The following is a 21,757-nucleotide window of genomic DNA, read 5'->3' on the forward strand; positions in this document are numbered from 1 at the left end:
GGGGTCGCAGGCGTGAAGGCCCAGTTGCCGCTGCCGTCGGCGGTCGTCTCGCCGATCGGATTACCGCTGCCGTCGGTAAGGATCACCTTGGCCCCCGCTTCAGCGGTACCACTGATCACCACCCCGTTGCTCGGGTTGATGATGGGTGCGGGCGGCGCGACGGCGTCAACAGTGACACTGGTCGGGCCGCTGGTATTGCCGGCCGGGTCCTGGGCCACGGCATTGATCACCGTGCCATTGGCCAGCGGGGTCGCAGGCGTGAAGATCCAGTTGCCGCTGCCATCGGCGGTGGTCTGGCCGATCGGGTTGCCGCCGCCGTCGGTGAGAATGACCGTCGCGCCGGCTTCGGCGGTACCGCTGATTTCCGTGCCATTGCTCGGCTCGACCACTGGCGCCGCCGGCGCCACGCCGTCCACGGTAATGACCGCCGGTGCACTTTCGGTCCCACCGGGGTTGCGCGCCACCGCGTTGACCACGGTGCCATCCGGCAGCGGTACGCCGGGGGTAAAGCTCCAGTTGCCGCTGCCATCGGCGGTGACCTGGCCGATCGGGTTGCCGTTGCCATCGGTGAGGATAATGGTGTTGCCCGCATCGGCGGTGCCGCTGATCACCGAGCCGTTGCTCGGCTCGACCTGCGGAATCGACGGCAGCGACGAGTCCACGGTAGTGCTACCGGGGTTGCCGGTATTGCCGGCGGCATCGGTCGCCGTGGCGTTGACCACGGTGCCATTGGGCAGCGGCGTGCCCGGGGTGAACGTCCAGTTGCCACTGCCATCGGCCGTCACCTGGCCAATCGGATTACCACTGCCGTCGGTGAGCGTCACCGTGCTGTTTGGCTCGGCGGTGCCGTTGATCACGGCGCCATTGCTCGGGTTGACCACCGGCGCAGCGGGTGCGAGCGCATCCACCGTGGTGCTGCCCTGCGGGCCGGTATTGCCGGCCGGGTCCTGGGCCACGGCGTTGACTACCGTGCCGTTGGCCAGCGGCGTACCGGGCGTGAAGGTCCAGTTGCCGCTGCCGTCGGCGGTGGTCTGACCGATCGGGTTGCCGCTGCCATCGGTCAGGATGACGGTGCTGCCTGGCTCGGCGGTGCCGCTGATTTCCGTGCCGTTGCTCGGCTCGACCACTGGAGCAGCCGGAGCCACCGAGTCCACCGTGGTGCTCGACGGCGCGCTGGTGTTGCCGGTCGGGTCGGTTGCCGTGGCGTTGATGACGGTACCGTTGGCCAGCGGCGTGCCGGGGGTAAAGCTCCAGTTGCCGCTGCCGTCGGCGGCGGTCTGGCCGATCAGGTTGCCGCTGCCATCGGTCAGGGTGACGGTGCTACCCGGTTCTGCGGTACCACTGATCGTGGTGCCATTGCTGGCGTTGACCACTGGTGCGGCCGGGGCCTGCGAATCCACTGTGGTGCTCGACGGAATACTGCTGTTGCCGGCTGCGTCCTGGGCCACCACATTGATTACTGTGCCATCAGCAATCGGCGTGGCCGGGGTGTAGGTCCAGTTGCCACTGCCATCGGCCGTCACCTGGCCGATCGGATTACCGCTGCCATCGGTGAGGGTCACCGTGCTGTTTGGCTCGGCGGTACCGCTGAGGCTGCTGCCGTCACTCAGGCTGACGGTGGGCGCGCCTGGCGCCACAGCGTCCACCGTGGTGCTGCCCTGCCCGCTAGTGTTGCCAGCTGAGTCGGTCGCCGTGGCATTGACCACCGTGCCATTGGCCAGCGGCGTACCAGGAGTGAAGCTCCAGTCGCCGTTGCCGTCGGCAGTAGTCTGGCCAATCGGGTTGCCGCTGCCATCGGTCAGGGTCACGGTGCTCCCTGGCTCGGCGGTGCCGCTAATCATGCTGCCGTTGCTCGGCTCGACCACCGGCGCAGCTGGAGCCACCGAGTCCACCGTGGTACTCGACGGCGCGCTGGTGTTGCCGGTCGGGTCGGTTGCCGTGGCGTTGACCACGGTACCGTTGGCCAGCGGCATGCCGGGGGTGAAGCTCCAGTTGCCGCTGCCGTCGGCGGTGATTTGGCCGATCGGGTTGCCGCTGCCATCGGTCAGGGTCACAGTGGCGCCCGCTTCAGCCGTACCGCTGATGGTTACGCCGTTGCTCGGATTGATAATCGGCGCAGCCGGCGCGCTGGAATCGACGGTGACCGTCGCTGCCGGGCCGGTATTGCCCGCCGGGTCGCTCGCCGTGGCATTGACCACCGTGCCATTGGCCAGCGGCGTCGCTGGAGTGAAGCTCCAGTTGCCACTGCCATCGGCCGTCACCTGGCCAATCGGATTACCGCTGCCATCGGTGAGCGTCACCGTGCTGTTTGGCTCGGCGGTACCGCTGAGGCTGCTGCCATCACTCAGGTTGACGGTGGGCGCGACTGGCGCCACAGCGTCCACCGTGGTGCTGCCCTGCCCGCTGGTGTTACCAGCTGGGTCGGTCGCCGTGGCGTTGACCACCGTGCCATTGGCCAGCGGCGTACCAGGAGTGAAACTCCAGTCGCCGTTGCCGTCGGCGGTCGTCTGGCCGATGGGGTTGCCGCTGCCATCGGTCAGGATGACGGTGCTGCCTGGCTCGGCGGTGCCGCTGATTTCGCTGCCGTTGCTCGGCTCGACCACCGGCGCAGCCGGGGCCACCGAGTCCACCGTGGTGCTCGACGGCGCGCTGGTGTTGCCGGTCGGGTCGGTTGCCGTGGCGTTGACCACGGTACCGTTGGCCAGCGGCGTGCCGGGGGTGAAGCTCCAGTTGCCGCTGCCGTCAACGGTAGTCTGGCCGATCGGGTTGCCGCTGCCATCGGTCAGGGTCACGGTCGCGCCCGGTTCTGCGGTGCCACTGATCGTGGTGCCATTGCTGGCGTTGACCACTGGTGCGGCCGGGGCCTGCGAATCCACTGTGGTGCTCGACGGAATACTGCTGTTGCCGGCTGCGTCCTGGGCCACCACATTGATTACTGTGCCATCAGCAATCGGCGTGACCGGGGTGTAGGTCCAGTTGCCACTGCCATCGGCCGTCACCTGGCCAATCGGATTACCACTGCCATCGGTGAGGGTCACCGTACTGTTTGGCTCGGCGGTGCCGTTGAGTACGGCGCCATTGCTCAGGTTGACCACCGGCGCAGCGGGTGCGAGCGCATCCACCGTGGTACTGCCCTGCGGGCCGGTATTGCCGGCCGGGTCCTGGGCCACGGCGTTGACCACCGTGCCATTGGCCAGCGGCGTACCAGGAGTGAAGCTCCAGTCGCCGTTGCCGTCAGCGGTGGTCTGGCCGATCGGATTGCCACTGCCATCGGTCAGGATGACGGTGCTGCCCGGCTCGGCGGTACCGCTGATTTCCGTGCCATTGCTCGGCTCGACCACCGGCGCAGCCGGGGCCACCGAGTCCACCGTGGTGCTCGACGGCGCGCTGGTGTTGCCGGTCGGGTCGGTTGCCGTAGCGTTCACCACGGTACCGTTGGCCAGCGGCGTGCCGGGGGTGAAGCTCCAGTTGCCGCTGCCGTCAACGGTAGTCTGGCCGATCGGGTTGCCGCTGCCATCGGTCAGGGTCACGGTCGCGCCCGGTTCTGCGGTGCCACTGATCGTGGTGCCATTGCTGGCGTTGACCACTGGTGCGGCCGGGGCCTGCGAATCCACTGTGGTGCTCGACGGAATACTGCTGTTGCCGGCTGCGTCCTGGGCCACCACATTGATTACTGTGCCATCAGCAATCGGCGTGACCGGGGTGTAGGTCCAGTTGCCACTGCCATCGGCCGTCACCTGGCCGATCGGATTACCGCTGCCATCGGTGAGGGTCACCGTGCTGTTTGGCTCAGCGGTACCGCTGAGGCTGCTGCCGTCACTCAGGTTGACGGTGGGCGCGCCTGGCGCCACACCGTCCACCGTAATGCTGCCCTGCCCGCTGGTATTGCCAGCTGGGTCGGTCGCCGTGGCGTTGACCACCGTGCCATTGGCCAGCGGCGTACCAGGTGTGAAGCTCCAGTCGCCGTTGCCGTCAGCGGTGGTCTGACCGATCGGGTTGCCACTGCCATCGGTCAGGATGACGGTGCTGCCCGGCTCGGCGGTACCGCTGATTTCCGTGCCATTGCTCGGCTCGACCACCGGCGCAGCCGGGGCCACCGAGTCCACCGTGGTGCTCGACGGCGCGCTGGTGTTGCCAGTCGGGTCGGTTGCCGTGGCGTTGACCACTGTACCGTTGGCCAGCGGCGTGCCGGGGGTAAAGCTCCAGTTGCCGCTGCCGTCGGCGGCGGTCTGGCCGATCAGGTTGCCGCTGCCATCGGTCAGGGTGACGGTGCTACCCGGTTCTGCGGTACCACTGATCGTGGTGCCATTGCTGGCGTTGACCACTGGTGCGGCCGGGGCCTGTGAATCTACTGTGGTGCTCGACGGAATACTGCTGTTGCCGGCTGCGTCCTGGGCCACCACATTGATTACTGTGCCATCAGCAATCGGCGTGACCGGGGTGTAGGTCCAGTTGCCACTGCCATCGGCCGTCACCTGGCCGATCGGATTACCGCTGCCATCGGTGAGGGTCACCGTGCTGTTTGGCTCGGCGGTGCCGTTGAGTACGGCGCCATTGCTCGGGTTGACCACCGGCGCAGCGGGTGCGAGCGCATCCACCGTGGTGCTGCCCTGCGGGCCGGTATTGCCGGCCGGGTCCTGGGCCACGGCGTTGACCACCGTGCCGTTGGCCAGCGGTGTGGCCGGGGTAAAGGTCCAGTCACCGTTGCCGTCGGCAATAGTCTGGCCGATCAGGTTGCCGCTGCCATCGGTCAGGGTGACCGTGCTACCCGGTTCTGCGGTGCCGCTGATTTCGCTGCCATTGCTGGGGTTGACTGCCGGTGCCGCCGGGGCCTGCGAATCCACTGTGGTGCTCGAGGGCATGCTGGTGTTGCCGGCTGCGTCCCGAGCCACCACGTTGACCACTGTGCCATCAGCAATCGGCGTGGTCGGGGTGTAGGTCCAGTTGCCACTGCCATCGGCCATCACCTGGCCGATCGGATTGCCGCTGCCATCGGTGAGGGTCACGGTGCTGTTCGGCTCGGCGGTGCCGCTGATCACGGTGCCGTTGCTCGGATTGACCGAGGGGGCCGACGGCGCCACGCCATCGATAATGGTGCTGGCGGGCGGGCTGCTGTTGCCGGCGGCATCCTCGACCACCGCGTTGACCACCGTGCCATCAGGCAGTTGGCTATCCGTGGGATACGACCAGTTGCCATTGCTGTCGGCTGTAGTGTGGCCGATGGGATTGCCGTTGCCATCGGTGAGGACCACAGTGCTGCCTGGTTCGGCGGTGCCGCTGAGGCTGCTGCCATCGCTCAGGTTGATGGTGGGCGCGCCCGGGGCCACGCCGTCCACGGTGGTGCTGCCCTGTCCGCTGGTATTGCCGGCCAGGTCGGTCGCAGTGGCGTTGACCACGGTACCGTCAGGCAGCGGTGTCGCGGGGGTGAAGCTCCAGTTGCCGTTGCCATCGGCGGTCGTCTGGCCGATCGGATTGCCGCTGCCATCGGTGAGGGTAACGCTGCTGCCCGGCTCGGCGGTACCGCTGAGTTCGGTACCGTTACTCGGGTTGATCACCGGTGCCGACGGCGCCACGCCATCGATGATGGTACTGGCGGGCGGGCTGCTGTTACCGGCGGCATCCTCGACCACCGCCTTGACCACCGTGCCATCTGGAAGCCGGGTGTCCGGGGTGTATGACCAGTTACCGTTGCCGTCGGCGGTAGTCTGGCCGATAGGGTTACCGTTGCCGTCGGTGAGCACCACGGTGCTGCCCGGCTCGGCGGTACCGCTTAGGCTGGAACCATTGCTCGGGTTGATCTGCGGCGCATCAGGAAAGTCAGGGGCCTGCACGGTCACGGGCGGGCTGCTGTTGCCGGCCGGATCGGTCACCACTACAGAAACCGTTTCGCCGTTGGTCAGTGGCGGGTTCAGCGGAATCTGGAAGTTGCCATCAGGGCCGACCACCACGCTTACATCCGTTTGCCCGTCGCCGTTGCTGTCGACGCCCACGGTGGCGCCCGGCTCGGCCTTGCCGCTGATGCTGCTGCCATCCGTGGCAATCTGCAGGCCGCTAGCCGGGGCCGGGGCCGTGGTGTCAGGCGGCACGCTGCCTTCACCACTGCCACCGCCACCACCACCATCGTTGCTATTGGCGATCGCAACGCCGCCACCGATGATCGCTGCGCCGGCCAGCAGTGCACCGCCAGGGCTCAGCCCGGCAACGGTGCTGTCGGCAGCAGTGAGCGAGTCGAACCCGGCAAGGCTTTCCTGGGGCACATAACCCGCCACCAGCGGCCCATCGGCAGCAACCGGCGGCAAGTCGACGGCCAGTAGTTTGTCCCGGTCAACCAGGTACAACTGGCTTGCAGGCTGCCCCTCGACATAGAAGTTGGCAATGCGCAGGCTTTCGCCGGACTTCAGTTGTACGATCAGATCGGGACCGCTTTTTGTGTAGCCCGTCACGCTTTCAGGAGCAATATCCAGAACAACGTTACTGCTCTGGGTGAGTGTCAGTATTCCGTTGTTGGGGATTGCGATGGGGGCGGCAGAAGAAACACTTTGAGCGAGGGGAGATACCTTGGCCTGAATCGACATACCTGACAGTCCCTTTGTCAACAGCACGACCGAGCAGTCGCACTCGTATATCCAGAAATAGCATGCCCTCCCTAAAACGCCAGTCGGTTTTCTATAAATAACTCGGAAAGACTTACAACGCTGACGACTACACCAACACGGCGACCCGAGTGTCCTGCTATTCCGAATTAAATAGTCACAAATAGTTTCTTGATCAATAAAATAAAGTTGACCTTATTTGGGAAAGCGTACGTAAAAGTACCTTCGGCCATGTTGATGGATGCAAACGGATGGCACTTCCCGGTCAGACCCACTCAACTGGACGCAGGCAAAAAATTGGCAGTCTCCTGGCCAAACTTGAGTTTGGCCACTTTGTTCAGAGACCAGCCACTGGTTTTGAACACATCAGCGCGGCGTCCAGCAGCCTGCCGTGGTCGTACCAGGCATCGCGTTGATAAGCCCTGAACTGTTGCCGGGCTCCCGTGCCCCGCACCTCGACCAAGCCACCCGCCTTGTTGGGGTCGGTGCTATCGACGAACAGTTTGACCGAGTTGTCACCATCGACCTGGTAGGTTTTCACACGCCCTGGAAGTTCGCTTTTGACGCACCCCAGGTACGCCGGCGTACTTCTTTCCGTGGCTCCGGACGCATACCCATGGCCCTCACGCACATCGGGGTCATGTGCGCAGCCTGCCATGAACAGTGTGGCGAAAGTAGACATCAGTATTGCGCCTGCTACCGACCTTGAGCTCTTCACGCGACACACTCCTGCTACCCCATCGAGTAACCTGGTAAAGTGTTGCCAAGCCGCATGCCCTTTTTTTGTTTTGGTTTGCCCATGTTACTGCTCAATGTCACCCGGGCATTAGGCTTGTTTGCTATATCGGTTCAAGGGGCGGGCTCTCCCCGCGAAGATAACCTGGTTCGTGGGTTACTCGGCATGTTCCAGATCGGCCAGCCTGGGCGAGCTTCCCTTGTTTTCCAGTGGGCTCGCACAGGCATGGCCGCAAGCGCATGGTCTTCTTGCGCGAGATTTCAGCTGGCGCTCGACTCGGGGCCTGCAGTGCCGTGTGGCCATGAACCCGACAGAGAGCGGGCAAGGCTTGCCCGAGCCGGGTTGTCACCCTGCCGAAGCCCCCGATTTCGGGTGCAACTGGGCCCACAAACGGGGATCAGGCGATGGCCTTCAGAAACACAAACGTCGCTGCCAGATCCAGGACCAGCACAGCAACCACAACGAAGATCATGTAGTAGCGGTCATTCTGAGTCATTTCTGCGTACCCCGCATGATCGATGCCTCAGGGTCGCAGCAATTCCCGTTCCAACATCCTGACACTGGACTGTCCCGCAAAGCGCTACATACAAGCTAAGCTCCACGTTCGGGCGCTTTTTCGATGGCCTCAGTACCCTGCATCTGCATCGTCGCTCTAGCGATCCATACCATCTGGCCAGAACCGGCCTTGAAGAGGATGCACCCATGGCGACAATCGAGACTCAAGCCCTAGCACAAGGGCTCTCGCAAGTAGAAAACAGCTGGCAAAAATATGTAGTTTCCCAAAAAAAAGCTGAAGGCCTGAACGGAGACGAGCTGAAGGCAGCCCTGAAAGCAAGTGCGCAGAACTATAAAAGATTCCAGAATCACAGCCAGCAATTTTATGCCGAGGTTCGCAAACGGGTGACGGATGCCGAAAAGCTGGAACACGACATGAAGCTTTATCCTCACCACTACACTTAAAGGGTTTGTTTGCGCTTATGTCCCAGGGGGCACAGCATTTTGCATTCCCTCCCTGGTGCCCTCGGGGGCGGGTTCAGGCCGACCTGGCCTGACGGATGGGCAGTTCGACCCTGAATGTCGTACCGACACCCACCTCGCTGTCTACGCGGATCTCGCCACCATGACGCTTGATGATTCCGTACGAAAGTGACAATCCCAGCCCGGTGCCCTGGCCGATGGGCTTCGTCGTGTAGAACGGATCGAAGATCTTTTGCAGGCTTTCGGCAGGAATGCCACACCCATTGTCTGCAACTTCGATCCACACCCAATTGTCACTGGCGCCGGTTCGCAGGGTAATTCTGCCACGCTCGGCGCCCATCGCCTGGGTGGCATTAACCAGCAGATTCATGATTACCTGATTGATCTGCGAAGGCAGGCACTCGACCTGCGGCAATGCGCCGTAATTCTTGACAAGGTCTGCCTTGTGCCTGAGTTCGCTGGCAACAATGTTCAATGTTGACTCTATGCCTTGATGCAGGTCTGCCAGTTGCCAGTCATGGCTGCTGTCTACTCGTGAAAAGTCCTTGAGGTCCTTGACGATCCGCGCAACGCGGCTGATACCGTCCTTGGATTCGCGGATCAGCGCCGGAATGTCCTCCAGCAAGTAGTCCAGCTCGATTTCCGTGCGCAATTTCGCCAGCTCCGCGCTGAGCCCGTTCGGAATCAGGGTATTTTCCGCGTCAGCATATGCCTTGAGCATGTCCTGCAAACGGTTGAAATAATCATCCAGTGCGCCGAGGTTGGACGAGACAAAACCAATCGGGTTATTGACCTCATGGGCGACGCCGGCTGCCAGCTGACCGAGCGAGGCGAGCTTTTCCGACTGGACCAACTGGTTTTCGAGTTGCCGGCGTTCATCCACCTCGCGCTGCAGTGCAGCGCTGGCTTGGGTGAGTGCCTGGGTGCGCCGTTCAACCCGCTGTTCCAATTCGTCGTTGGCGCTCACCAGCGCTCGGTTTACACGGTTAATTTCGGCATAGCTGCGCATTAGCCATATCCCCATGTACAGCAACAGCAACACCAGCAGGGTGGAAAACACCAGCAGGTAGAAATGGTATCGCTGAGCCGTTAGCGCTGCTGCTTGCTCGTCGCGGTCCAGCATCAGGGCAATGGCGTCCAGGCGCTCGGCGATCGGAACCGCCTCGATCGCTTCAAGCAGCTGATCGACCTTGGGTTGCTCACGAAGAATCAACTCTATGTGTTTGCTGATGGTATCGATAGGCACCTGAAAGTCGACAGACAAGCGCTCCTTGTTGACCGAAAGATTGTTGAGTCCAACCAGGATGTCGGCAGCTTTTTCATCGGTTGTGGTCTGGGCAAACTCAAGGCTGCTTAGCATCAAGTCATAGGTATCGCTGGTGATTCTGCGCAGGCGCAGTGTATCGGCATCGACCAATTGACGAAGGTGCACCTGTATTACATCCGCTGCAGCCGGGAGAAAAGCCAGGGAGTTTCGCAGGATCGCATTGTGCGACTTGAAGCGCGAGACCAGCAGCACCTTGTCGTCGAAGGCTTGTTGGTAATCGCGAAAGGCCGTTTGCCAGGCAAGCATATCTGTTTGCGGGTGACGCCCCTCCAGCGTGCCGAATTCCCGCCAAAGACGTTTCATTTCCAGCAGCGGCAGCACCAGCGGGTCATAGTTGTAATTGGTAGTGGTGCGCGACTTGAGCACTGCGCCTTCCCACTGGGCATCGTACTGCTTGATCTGGCGAATCAGATCACGCGCCTGGGCGTAGGTACCATTCTCATCGGATTTGGACATCCAGTACAAATAGACCAGCACCGACGCCAGCGACATGGCACATGTAGCCAACAGCAGAAGACTGCGCCGCGCGTTCAATCTCATAGCGGCTTACCCTCCCACTGGCCAGTGAGCGTCCGCAGAAACTTGATGATCAGCGCTTTATCATCGTCGCTCGGATTACGTCCCAACTGATAATGAAACATGGCATCGACAGCGGCTTCCAGGGTAGGCGCCGAACCGTCATGAAAGTAAGGGGCAGTGACCGCTACGTTTCGCAGGCTGGGAACTTTGAACAGATAGAGGTCATCCGGATCACCGGTCACGTTGTAGTGCCCCCGATCCGCCTCGGCAACATTGCCACGGTTGGCGAAGTAGTCATCGAAAACACCGAACTTCTGCAGCATATTGCCGCCGATGTTCACGCCCTGATGGCAGGCTATGCAACCGTATTCCTGGAAGCGCTGATAGCCATGCTTCTCTTCCAGGCTGAGGCTGCTGGTATCTCCCTTCAGATAGCGATCGAAGCGTGAATCGGGTGTCAGCAAGGTACGCTGGTACGTGACGAGGGCATCCCTGGCATCGAGGGTAGTCACTGGCTTGCCATAGGCTTGGGCAAAACCAGCCTGGTAGGCCGGATCGCCAGCAATTCGTTGAACCACGGCAGACCAGCCATCTCCTTTGTCGTCCGCACTACCGGTTGCCAGGTGCACCAGGCCGTCAAACGATTGCGCACGCCCATCCCAGAACTGCAGGAAGTTCAGGCTGGCGTTGAAAACGCTGGGGGTGTGAACTGCCAAGGGCTTGCCATCTACACCAGGCGAGCGCACCTGCCCGTCCGCGCCACCACGGTCCAGGCGATGGCAATCAGCACAGGACTGGCTGTTATCAGGGGACAAACGCGGGTCATTGAACAGTTTGCGTCCCAGCTCCACCCGGGCAGGGTCAAGCTCAGGCACCGCCGGCAATGGCGTCAACGGCCCACCGATGCTCTGGGCAAACGCCAATGCTGGCAAAACCACAAGCATCGCGGAAACGATGCGAACCTGCAGACAGATCGGCACAGCGCAACCCTCCCTGGCGAGAAGCACCTGTCTCCGAGCATAGTGAGGCCAACCGACAAAAGCTAACAGCCGGGGCAAATATCATCTAGGCTGTGGCCAGGGACTAGTCTGGCTGAGACCGGCAAGGAGGGACCCATGGAGCTACCCGTTACCGATGGCACAGCAGACAAAGCCGTGATACTTCTGGTTGACGACGAACCCTCGATTCTCAACAGCCTTCGACGTCTGCTACGCAACCAACCCTACGAACTCCTCCTCGCTGAAAACGGCGCCGATGCCCTGCAGTTACTCCAGCAGCGCCCGATCAACCTGGTGATGAGTGATGCACGCATGCCAAACATGGACGGGGCCACGCTATTGGCGCACGTACATGAGCGTTTTCCCGACACGTTGCGCATTCTGCTTACGGGTTACGCTGACACGGACACCATCGCAAAAGCCATCAATGATGGGCATATCTATCGTTACATCAGCAAACCCTGGAATGATGAAGAGCTGGTGGTCACCTTGCGCCAGGCGTTGGCCCACCAACATTCGGAAAGCGAACGTAAGCGCCTGGAACAGCTCACTCAGGTTCAGATCAAGCAGCTCAAGGCGCTTAACGAAAGCCTTGAACAGCGTGTAGCGGCGCGCACCGCCGAGCTGCAACAAACTGCCGACATGCTTGACCTTGCCTATGAAGAACTCAAGCGCAGTTACGTGACCAGCACCGAGTTCTTTTCGCAGTTAGGCAACATGCGCCTGCCCAAGGCCAAGCAGACCAACCGGCAGGTCATAGAATTGATACGGGTGTATTGCGCCAGCCATGGGCTGGACGAAGGTACCTGTCGCAACCTGACCATGGCTGCAGCCCTCTACAACATCGGCAAGATGAGCTGGACCGACAGCATGCTCACCTGCCCTGCCGATCTCATACCTCCACAAGAGCGCGAACTATACCGGTCATACCCGAAACAGAGCGAAGCGCTGGTCATGACCCTGGAGCCAATGAAGGAGGCCGCACAACTCATACTTCACCACCAGGAACGCTGGGACGGCAGCGGTTTTCCGGGCCACCTGAAAGGCGCGGCAATTCCACTGGGCGCCCGCTGGCTGAAAATGGCCGTGGATTTCATCGAATTGCAGCGCGGACTGGTCCTGGATCGCCAGCTCAACAGCGATGAGGCACTGCTCTACATACGCAAATATTCTGGAAAGCTGTATGACCCAGACCTCGTGGAAGACTTCGTCAATGTCTGTGCCGAGTACATGCGTGACATTACCTTGACCGACCCGGCGATCAAGGTATTGAGCACCCACGAGCTGGCAGAGGGCATGATACTGGCGCGCAACCTCAATGCCGACAACGGCATGCTGTTATTGAATGCCGGCAAGGTACTGAGCGGTCTGCTGGTAAAAAAACTGATTGCCTTCGAAGAAATGGAAGGTGGCAAATACAGCGTGTTCGTCAGGATTCCCGAGCAGTCAGCCAGCCTGCAGCCGGCGCCCGCAGCGGCGGGCTGACCCGGTTGCGGGCAGGCGCTGAATCCGTTTGACCAGCATCGTGGCAAGCGCGGTGCCTGGCCGCCCCCGTATGACTGCCGTCTCACATATGCGACAATAGGTTCAATGTCTGGTCTCAACCCCCGCATTTATCGCCCAACAGCTCGGGCATGGCGTGCAGATGCTCTATCGACTTATGCGCGCTGGATTAACTCGTCCAACGACTGGCAGGAGCCGGAAAAGCTCCAGATTGGTCCGAAATTGGTCCGCAGCTGCGAAGAAGCCACGTAAGTTATTGATAGGTAAGCTCCTTGATCTCCACCGCCAACATCACCATGCAGTTCGGCTCCAAGCCGCTGTTCGAAAACGTTTCCGTCAAATTCAACAACGGCAACCGCTACGGCCTTATCGGCGCCAACGGTTGCGGCAAGTCGACCTTCATGAAGATCCTCGGCGGTGACCTGGAGCCGTCCGGTGGCCAGGTCATGCTCGAGCCAAACACTCGCCTGGGCAAACTGCGCCAGGACCAGTTCGCCTACGAGGAATTCACCGTGATCGACACGGTGATCATGGGCCACGGCCAGCTGTGGAAGGTCAAGGCCGAGCGTGACCGCATCTACTCGCTGCCGGAAATGACCGAGGAAGACGGCATGGCCGTCGCCGAGCTGGAAACCGAATTCGCCGAGATGGACGGCTACACCGCCGAATCCCGCGCCGGTGAACTGCTGCTGGGCCTGGGTATTCCGCTGGAACAGCACTTCGGCCCGATGAGCGAAGTGGCACCGGGCTGGAAGCTGCGCGTGCTGCTGGCCCAGGCGCTGTTCTCGGACCCGGACGTACTGCTGCTCGACGAGCCGACCAACCACCTGGACATCAACACCATCCGCTGGCTGGAAACCATCCTCACCGCGCGTAACAGCACCATGGTGATCATTTCCCACGACCGGCACTTCCTCAACAGTGTCTGCACCCACATGGCCGACCTGGACTACGGCGAGCTGCGCGTGTTCCCGGGCAACTACGACGAGTACATGACCGCTGCCACCCAGGCCCGCGAGCAACTGCTGTCGGACAACGCCAAGAAGAAAGCCCAGATCGCTGAACTGCAGACCTTCGTCAGCCGCTTCTCGGCCAACGCCTCCAAGGCCAAGCAGGCCACCTCGCGGGCCAAGCAGATCGACAAGATCCAGTTGGCCGAGGTCAAGCCGTCGAGCCGGGTGAGCCCGTTCATCCGCTTTGAACAGACCAAGAAGCTGCACCGCCAGGCCGTTACCGTCGAGAAAATGGCCAAGGCCTTCGACGACAAGGTGCTGTTCAAGGACCTGGGCTTCACCATCGAAGCTGGCGAGCGCGTGGCGATCATCGGCCCCAACGGTATCGGCAAGACCACCCTGCTGCGCACCCTGGTCGGTGAAATGACCCCGGACAAGGGTGAAGTGAAGTGGACCGACAGCGCCGAAGTGGGCTACTACGCCCAGGACCACGCCCACGACTTCGAAGACGACATGACCTTGTTCGACTGGATGGGCCAGTGGACCTCCGGCGAACAGGTGATCCGCGGCACCCTCGGGCGCATGCTGTTCTCCAACGACGAGATCCTCAAGTCGGTGAAGGTGATTTCCGGTGGTGAGCAAGGCCGCATGCTGTTCGGCAAGCTGATCCTGCAGAAGCCGAACGTACTGGTGATGGACGAGCCGACCAACCACCTGGACATGGAATCGATCGAGGCGCTGAACCTGGCGCTGGAAAACTACCCGGGCACCCTGCTGTTCGTCAGCCACGACCGTGAGTTCGTGTCGTCGCTGGCCACGCGCATCATCGAGCTGTCGGCTGATGGCGTGGTGGACTTCAGCGGTACCTACGACGATTACCTGCGTAGCCAGGGCGTACTGGTCTGATTGACAGGGCGGCCTGGCCATGTTGTATGGCAGGGCCGACCTCTTCGCGGGTAAACCCGCTCCCACAGGGACTGCGTAGCATTTGAGGCCTATGCAAATCCTGTGGGAGCGGGTTCACCCGCGAACAATCCACCGTCAATCCCACAGTCTGGCACTGCCCGACGAATAATTCGTTAGCCTGCTTTCATTTCCTTCACGCAACGGCCATGATGGGACCACGCCCAACCGCCCGCCCGCGAACGAGCCCATGACCGCGCAACAGCCCGTCCCCGCCAGCAACACGCTGCAAATCACCCTGCAGATCCTGTCGATCGTTTTCTACACCTTCATTGCCTTCCTCTGCATCGGCCTGCCCATCGCCGTGCTGCCCAGCCATGTGCACGACCAGTTGGGCTATGGCGCGGTGGTCGCCGGGCTGACCATTGGCCTGCAATACCTGGCCACCCTGCTCAGCCGCCCGTTTGCCGGGCGCGTGGCGGATACCTTGGGGGGCAAGCGGGCCATTCGCTTCGGCTTGCTGGGGATTGCCGGCTGCGGGGCGTTGACCCTGCTATCGGCCTGGACCCTGACGCTACCGCTGCTGAGCCTGGCGCTGTTGCTCGGCGGGCGCTTGCTGCTGGGCATCGCCCAAGGGCTGATCGGCGTGGCCACGCTGAGCTGGGGTATCAGCCAGGTCGGGCCCGAGCACACCGCCAGAGTGATTTCCTGGAACGGTATCGCCTCCTATGGCGCCATCGCCATCGGCGCACCGTTGGGCGTACTGGCCGTGGACGGACTGGGCTTCAGCGTGCTGGGGCCGGCATTGCTGGTGCTGGCGGTATCGGCCCTGCTGGTGCTGCGCAGGCGGCCAGACGCGGTGGTGGTGCGCGGCGAGCGCCTGCCCTTCTGGTCGGCCTTCGGCCGCGTCGCACCGTGCGGCCTGGGCCTGACCCTGGCTTCTATCGGCTACGGCACCCTGACCACCTTCGTCACCCTGTATTACCTGGAGCGCGGCTGGGTGGGCGCGGCCTGGTGCCTGAGTGCCTTTGGCGTGTGCTTCATCATTTCGCGGCTGCTGTTCGTCAACGCAGTCAACCGTTTTGGCGGCTACAACGTCGCGGTCACGTGCATGGCCACTGAAGTGCTCGGCCTGAGCCTGCTGTGGCTGGCACCGTCGCCATCGTGGGCGCTGATCGGTGCCGGGCTTACTGGGTTCGGGCTGTCGCTGGTATACCCGGCGCTGGGGGTGGAGGCGATCAAGCAGGTGCCTAGCAGCAGTCGTGGCGCAGGGCTGGGCGCCTACGCGGTGTTCTTCGACATCGCCCTGGCCATCGCCGGGCCGGTGATGGGCGCGGTGGCCGTGCACCTGGGCTATGCCTCGATCTTCTGTGTGGCGGCCCTGCTCGCCCTGGCCGGTGTCGGCCTAACGCTGTTGCTGGCGCGGCGCGCTGGTCGCGGCTGAACGCTCGGCCGGCTGCGGCGCGCCCAGCGCCTGGCTGAAGAACGCCGCGGTTTCACGCTGCAGTGAATGATGGATATGACGGCGGTCCACGCCTTCGGCGTCCTTGCACAGCGCTGGCATCCGCATGTACTGCTCGGCATCGCAATGGGCCATGAACACGAAGTGCCCGGCACCGGCCAACAAGCGGTAATCCGGTGTGACAGGCAGCTTGCGGGCCAGGGCTTCGGCGTTACGGTCCACAGCCACCAACTGGTCACTGTCGCCACTGTAGATCAGCGCCGGCACCTGCACTCCCGCCAGGGCATGGCGCCCGAACAGCAGGCTCAGCGGTGCCATCAGCATCACCGCCCCCACCCGCTGGTCGGCTTCGGGCACCAGTTCGCTGCGATCGGCAATCAGCACACCGTGGGTCTTGCAGGCGTCGGCGTCATTCGGGCGCTCCAGGCAATACTGACGCAGGCGGTCCAGGTCAGGGCGCGCGCCGGAGAGAATCAAAGCGGTTTCACCACCGGCCGAGTAGCCGATCACCCCCACCTTGCCGTCGTTCAGGTAGGGCCCCAGCAAGGCATCAGCGCGAGCGGCCGTGATGGCGGCACTGACTTGCAGCGGCCGGCCATACAGGTTGCTCAGGGTGCCCAGGCGACTGTGGTCGCGGGCGTTGTCCCCGGGGTGTACCACCGCCACCACGATAAAGCCCTGGCGCGCCAGCGACGTCGCCAGGTAGTGCAAGGCCAGCGGGCTGCCAGTGTTGCCGTGGGACAGCACCAGCAACGGGAACTGGCCCAACGCTACCGGCGCCTCTTCAGTCACGTTGACCGGGTAGCCGTCGATGCGGCTGGTGCGGGTTTTGCCAATGGCCGGGTAGAACGCCAGTGCCTGCATGGGCCGGGCGTCGACCGGGTCGGCCAGGGTCATGTAGTGCAGGCCGGCAACCCAGGGCGCGGCCTCGGCGTGGGCCAGCAGGCCGCCGAGCAAGGCCAGCGCCAACACGCAGCGTGCAAGAGTCATCGGCCGGCGGTTCCTTGCAGGGCGAAGAGATAGCCCAGCATAGAACCGGCCTGGCCTGCGCCGGATGAAACCTGGATGAAACCGAAGTCATGCACTTCACGCTCGCACCCTATGCATTTGCGCTATTCGTCGAACCCGTGGCATAGATGCAGACCCACGTTCTTACGTGACCGTTTCGCGCCATTGAAGGAGATTCATGCATGAGCAAGCCCGCCTACGTACCACCCAAGGTCTGGCGCAACGACGCAGCGTCCGGCGGCCAGTTCGCCAGCATCAACCGCCCGGTTGCCGGCCCGACCCACGACAAGGACCTGCCGCTGGGCAAGCACCCGCTGCAGCTGTACTCCCTGGCCACGCCCAATGGCGTCAAGGTCACCATCGCCCTCGAAGAGCTGCTCGCGCAGGGCCACCAGGGTGCCGAATATGATGCCTGGCTGATCCGCATTGGCGAGGGCGAGCAGTTCTCCAGCGGCTTCGTCCAGGTCAACCCCAACTCGAAAATCCCCGCCCTGCTCGACCGCAGCGTCGAGCCGCCGGTGCGGGTGTTCGAGTCGGGTTCGATCCTGCTGTACCTGGCAGAAAAATTCGGCGCCTTGCTGCCGAAAGCGCCAGCTGCACGCACCGAGAGCCTGAACTGGCTGTTCTGGCAGATGGGGGCGGCGCCTTACCTGGGCGGTGGCTTTGGCCACTTCTATGTGTATGCGCCGGAAAAGTTCGAGTACGCCATCAACCGTTTCACCATGGAAGCCAAGCGCCAGCTGGATGTGCTCGACCGGCGCCTGGCCGAAAGCCGCTACCTGGGCGGCGAGGAATACAGCATCGCCGACATCGCCGTGTGGCCGTGGTATGGCCAGCTGGTGCGCGGCAACCTGTATGGCGCGGCGGAGTTCCTGGCGGTGGACGAGTACCGACATGTGCAGCGCTGGGCCGAGGAGATTGCCTTGCGCCCGGCGGTACAGCGCGGCACCCGGGTGAACCGGACCTGGGGGGATGGAGCCAGCCAGGTGCCGGAGCGGCATGCGGCGGCAGACCTGGACGGTTGACGCGCCCCCTTGTGGGAGCGGCCTTGCGTCGCGAAAGGGGTGCGAAGCGCCCCCAGGGTCTTCGTATCACTGTGAAATCGCCGGGGCCGCTCTGCGGCCCTTTCGCGACGCAAGGCCGCTCCCACAAGAGTCCGTGCAGTGCTTGGGAAGGCCCCGACAATGCCCGCCTGCAAAAAACCATTTGCCCCCGCGCAAACCTGCGCCCGGCAAGCCCTTCTTGTACACTCCTCGCATTAGCCCCCACCTGCACATTTTTTTTTGGTGAACGCATGATCGAGGTAACCGAGGTTTCCATTGCCGAGCTGCGCGACGCGCTCGAATCGGGTCGCACGACGGCGGTCGAGCTGGTCCAGGCCTACCTGGCACGCATCGACGCCTACGATGGCGCCGACACCGCCACTGCCCTGAACGCCGTAGTGGTACGCAACCCCGAGGCACTGAAAGAAGCAGAGGCCTCCGACGCCCGTCGTGCCAAAGGCCAGGTCCTGAGCCCATTGGACGGCATCCCTTACACCGCCAAGGACAGCTATCTGGTCAAGGGCCTGACCGCTGCATCGGGCAGCCCGGCCTTCAAGGACCTGGTGGCCCAGCGCGACGCCTTCACCATCGAACGCCTGCGCGCCGCCGGCGCCGTGTGCCTGGGCAAGACCAACATGCCGCCCATGGCCAACGGCGGCATGCAGCGCGGCGTATATGGCCGCGCCGAAAGTCCGTACAACGCCAACTACCTGACCGCACCGTTCGCCTCGGGCTCGTCCAACGGTGCCGGCACTGCCACCGCCGCCAGCTTCAGTGCCTTCGGCCTGGCCGAAGAAACCTGGTCCAGCGGCCGCGGCCCGGCGTCCAACAACGGCCTGTGCGCCTATACCCCGTCGCGCGGGGTGATTTCGGTGCGTGGCAACTGGCCGCTCACACCGACCATGGACGTGGTGGTGCCCTATGCCCGCACCATGGCCGACCTGCTGGAAATTCTCGATGTAGTCGTAGCTGACGACGCCGACAAGCGTGGCGACCTGTGGCGCCTGCAACCCTGGGTGCCCATCCCGGCGGCTTCGACGGTGCGCCCGGCTTCGTACCTGGACCTGGCCGTTGATGCCAGCGCGCTCAAGGGCAAGCGCTTTGGCGTGCCGCGCATGTACATCAATGCCGATGCCGAAGCCGGTACTTCCGAAAAGCCTGGCATTGGCGGCCCGACCGGCCAGCGCATCAACACCCGCGCCACGGTGATCGACCTGTGGCAGCAGGCTCGCCAGGCACTGGAAGCGGCCGGTGCCGAAGTGCTGGAAGTGGACTTCCCGCTGGTGTCGAACTGCGAAGGTGATCGCCCGGGCGCACCGACCGTGTACAACCGCGGCATCGTCAGCAAGGAGTTCCTGCATGACGAACTGTGGGAGCTGTCGGGTTGGGCCTTTGACGACTTCCTGCGCGCCAATGGTGACCCCAGGCTCAACCGCCTGGCCGACGTCGACGGGCCGCAGATTTTCCCCCACGACCCGGGCACCCTGCCCAACCGTGAGGACGACCTGGCTGCCGGCATGGACGAATACGTCAACATGGCCAAGCGTGGCCTGAAGACCTGGGACCAGATCGAGACCCTGCCCGACGGCCTGCGCGGTCTGGAGCAGACCCGCAAGATGGACCTGGAAGACTGGATGGACAAGCTGGGCCTGGATGCGGTGCTGTTCCCCACCGTGGCCGATGTGGCCCCGGCTGACTCCGACGTCAACCCGGTATCGGCCGACATCGCCTGGAGCAACGGAATCTGGGTGGCCAACGGCAACCTGGCGATCCGTCACCTGGGGGTGCCGACCGTGACTGTGCCGATGGGCGTGATGGCCGATATCGGCATGCCAGTGGGGTTGACCTTTGCGGGCCGGGCTTACAGCGACAATGCGCTGCTTAGCTTCGGTGCAGCCTTCGAGGCGACCGGGTCGCGGCGGATGATCCCGCCGCGTACCCCGGCCCTGAGCTGAGGTCTGAAGGGGCTGCTTTGCAGCCCATTCGCGGGTAAACCCGCTCCCACAGGGCCCCCACAGTACTCAAGACCTGTGGTGAACCTGTGGGAGCGGGTTTACCCGCGAATAGACCTGAAAAAGCAAATCGCAAAATTCAACTTCATGTGTAAAAATACACAAAACGTTGATTTTGCGATCTGCCATGCCTATCACCCCCAGCGAAGAACGCCAGCTCACCCTCACCGTCCTCAAGGCCGCCATCCAGGCCCTGGGCAGCGTTGCCGCGCGCAACATGGAAATCCTTTTGCACGACCTCGACCACCCGGAACACTCCGTGGTGGCGATCGTCAACGGCCACCTTTCCGGCCGCAGCGTCGGTAGCCCGATCCTCGCCGCCCCGGAACAGGACCAAGGTTTCAAGGCACTGATGCAGGCGTCGGCCGACCAGCACGGCTGCGCGCCGGTAGTGCTGCCCGACTACCCTACCACCCTCAAGGGCCGCACCCTGCGCAGCGCCACGGCGATCTTCCGCGACCGCAGCGGGCACCCCTTCGCCAGCCTCTGTGTCAACACCGACGTCACCGGCCTCGACGCCGCCATGAGTTTTCTCCAGCAGTTCCAGCCGCTGGGGGCGGCGCCTGCCGTCAGTGAACCCGCCGACATGGAACTGCTGATGAGCGAGATAATCCAGGCATCCCTGCAGCGCAGCGGCCAAGGGCGGATGAACAAGCAGGCCAAGGTCGAGGCCGTACGAGTGATGCAGGAGCGTGGCCTGTTCATCGTCAAGGGCGGCGTGGAAAAGGCCGCCAGCGCCCTTGGCGTGACCCGCTACACCGTTTACAACTACCTTGAGCAACTGCGCGGAGCCAGCCAATGACCTTGCATATTCATACCCCCCTGATCGAATCCCGGCCGCTTTCGCTGGCCGCTGGCCGCAACGTCTGGCTCAAGCTCGAGGCCCTGCAGCCCTGCGGCTCGTTCAAGTTGCGCGGCGTAGGCCACGCCTGCGAGGTGCACCATGCCCGTGGCGCTCGGCATTTCGTGTCTTCCTCGGGCGGCAACGCGGGCCTGGCAGTGGCCTATGTCGGGCGCAAGCTGGGCGTACCAGTGACCGTGGTGGTGCCCGAGACCACCACTGAGCGGGCCAAGGAACTGCTGCGCCTGGAGGACGCACAGGTAGTGGTGCATGGCAGCTCCTGGCAAGAAGCCAACGCCCTGGCGCAGACCCTGGTCGGCCCGGATGACGCCTTCATCCACCCATTCGACGATCCGCTGCTGTGGGCCGGGCATGCCAGCCTGGTGGATGAAGTCGCCGAGGCCGGCGTGAAGCCGGATGCCGTTGTGTTGTCGGTCGGCGGTGGCGGTTTGCTCAGTGGCGTGGTCGAGGGGCTGCAGCGCAACGGCTGGGGCGATGTGCCGGTGCTGGCAGTGGAAACCGAAGGCGCTGCATCGCTGCATGCGGCCATCCAGGCGGGGCATTCGGTGGAGCTGGAACGTATTGCCTCGGTGGCGACGTCGCTGGGGGCCAAGCGTGTGGCTGACCAGGCGCTGGTGTGCGTGCAGCAGCATCCGGTGCACAGCCATCTGGTCAGTGACCGCGCTGCCCTGGAAGCCTGCGAGCGGTTCCTGCGAGACCATCGCGTGCTGGTGGAACCTGCCTGTGGGGCGGCGTTGGCACTGGCCTATGCACCAGGCGCCCTGGCGCAGTACCAGAATGTGCTGGTGGTGGTTTGTGGCGGGGCTACCGCCACGCTGGAGCAGATCCAGGCGTGGTTGAAGCAGGTTGATTGAGGTTAC

Annotated in this window: 13 protein-coding genes and 1 pseudogene; 9 read left to right on the forward strand and 5 right to left on the reverse strand. The window is 63.2% G+C overall.

Features of this window, described 5'->3' with window-relative positions; genetic code table 11:
- Together ACIQYU_RS18950 and ACIQYU_RS18955 are read right to left on the reverse strand one after the other, a co-directional pair.
- On the reverse strand, window positions 1–6,575 hold a 6,575-nt coding region (locus tag ACIQYU_RS18950), incomplete at its 3' end, for an Ig-like domain-containing protein (RefSeq protein ID WP_402801473.1).
- Window positions 6,576–6,930: 355 nt separating this feature from the next.
- Window positions 6,931–7,275: a hypothetical protein gene (locus tag ACIQYU_RS18955; RefSeq protein ID WP_207834881.1), complete on the reverse strand. Its 345-nt coding sequence runs from the start codon at window positions 7,273–7,275 to the stop codon at window positions 6,931–6,933.
- 756 nt (window positions 7,276–8,031) lie between these two features.
- Here ACIQYU_RS18955 and ACIQYU_RS18960 point away from each other — a divergent pair.
- On the forward strand, window positions 8,032–8,289 hold the full coding sequence (locus ACIQYU_RS18960) for a hypothetical protein (RefSeq protein ID WP_207834883.1): 258 nt from the start codon (window positions 8,032–8,034) through the stop codon (window positions 8,287–8,289).
- 73 nt (window positions 8,290–8,362) lie between these two features.
- Here ACIQYU_RS18960 and ACIQYU_RS18965 read toward each other — a convergent pair whose 3' ends face one another.
- Together ACIQYU_RS18965 and ACIQYU_RS18970 are read right to left on the reverse strand one after the other, a co-directional pair.
- Window positions 8,363–10,174, reverse strand: coding sequence for a DAHL domain-containing protein (locus ACIQYU_RS18965; RefSeq protein WP_402801477.1), 1,812 nt, complete (start codon window positions 10,172–10,174; stop codon window positions 8,363–8,365).
- Window positions 10,171–11,097: a cytochrome-c peroxidase gene (locus ACIQYU_RS18970; RefSeq protein ID WP_207835127.1), complete on the reverse strand. Its 927-nt coding sequence runs from the start codon at window positions 11,095–11,097 to the stop codon at window positions 10,171–10,173. The genes ACIQYU_RS18965 and ACIQYU_RS18970 overlap by 4 nt, the downstream gene beginning before the upstream one ends.
- 171 nt (window positions 11,098–11,268) lie before the next feature.
- Between ACIQYU_RS18970 and ACIQYU_RS18975 the strand changes: the two genes are divergently transcribed.
- The 4 genes and pseudogenes from ACIQYU_RS18975 (at window position 11,269) to ACIQYU_RS18990 (ending at window position 15,954) form a co-directional block, all read left to right on the forward strand.
- Window positions 11,269–12,636: an HD domain-containing phosphohydrolase gene (locus ACIQYU_RS18975; RefSeq protein WP_207834900.1), complete on the forward strand. Its 1,368-nt coding sequence runs from the start codon at window positions 11,269–11,271 to the stop codon at window positions 12,634–12,636.
- A 63-nt stretch (window positions 12,637–12,699) separates the two neighbouring features.
- Window positions 12,700–12,906: pseudogene (locus ACIQYU_RS18980) on the forward strand (site-specific integrase); the annotation flags it as partial.
- 20 nt (window positions 12,907–12,926) lie between these two features.
- Entirely contained in the window at window positions 12,927–14,513 is a 1,587-nt protein-coding gene (locus tag ACIQYU_RS18985; RefSeq protein ID WP_075045122.1) for an ABC-F family ATPase, read from the forward strand.
- A 247-nt stretch (window positions 14,514–14,760) separates the two neighbouring features.
- A complete protein-coding gene (locus ACIQYU_RS18990; protein ID WP_207834913.1) occupies window positions 14,761–15,954 on the forward strand; it encodes an MFS transporter in 1,194 nt (397 codons plus the stop codon).
- Here ACIQYU_RS18990 and ACIQYU_RS18995 read toward each other — a convergent pair.
- On the reverse strand, window positions 15,916–16,962 hold the full coding sequence (locus tag ACIQYU_RS18995; protein WP_233687402.1) for a dienelactone hydrolase: 1,047 nt from the start codon (window positions 16,960–16,962) through the stop codon (window positions 15,916–15,918). The two genes, ACIQYU_RS18990 and ACIQYU_RS18995, sit on opposite strands and share 39 nt — an antisense overlap.
- Before the next feature lie 200 nt (window positions 16,963–17,162).
- Between ACIQYU_RS18995 and yghU the strand changes: the two genes are divergently transcribed.
- From yghU to ACIQYU_RS19015, 4 genes are all read left to right on the forward strand, one after another.
- Window positions 17,163–18,005: a glutathione-dependent disulfide-bond oxidoreductase gene (gene yghU, locus ACIQYU_RS19000; protein WP_402801484.1), complete on the forward strand. Its 843-nt coding sequence runs from the start codon at window positions 17,163–17,165 to the stop codon at window positions 18,003–18,005.
- A gap of 269 nt (window positions 18,006–18,274) precedes the next feature.
- Window positions 18,275–19,978: an amidase gene (locus ACIQYU_RS19005; protein ID WP_063914811.1), complete on the forward strand. Its 1,704-nt coding sequence runs from the start codon at window positions 18,275–18,277 to the stop codon at window positions 19,976–19,978.
- A 184-nt stretch (window positions 19,979–20,162) separates the two neighbouring features.
- Complete coding sequence (locus ACIQYU_RS19010) at window positions 20,163–20,837, forward strand: transcriptional regulator (protein ID WP_207834933.1); 675 nt, start codon at window positions 20,163–20,165, stop codon at window positions 20,835–20,837.
- Window positions 20,834–21,751 carry a pyridoxal-phosphate dependent enzyme gene (locus tag ACIQYU_RS19015; RefSeq protein WP_402801488.1) on the forward strand — a complete coding sequence of 306 codons (918 nt, stop codon included), beginning with the start codon at window positions 20,834–20,836 and terminating at the stop codon, window positions 21,749–21,751. The genes ACIQYU_RS19010 and ACIQYU_RS19015 overlap by 4 nt, the downstream gene beginning before the upstream one ends.
- Window positions 21,752–21,757: the final 6 nt, after the last annotated feature.

The sequence above is a fragment of the Pseudomonas sp. NPDC096925 genome, assembly GCF_044762545.1.
Lineage (GTDB): Bacteria > Pseudomonadota > Gammaproteobacteria > Pseudomonadales > Pseudomonadaceae > Aquipseudomonas.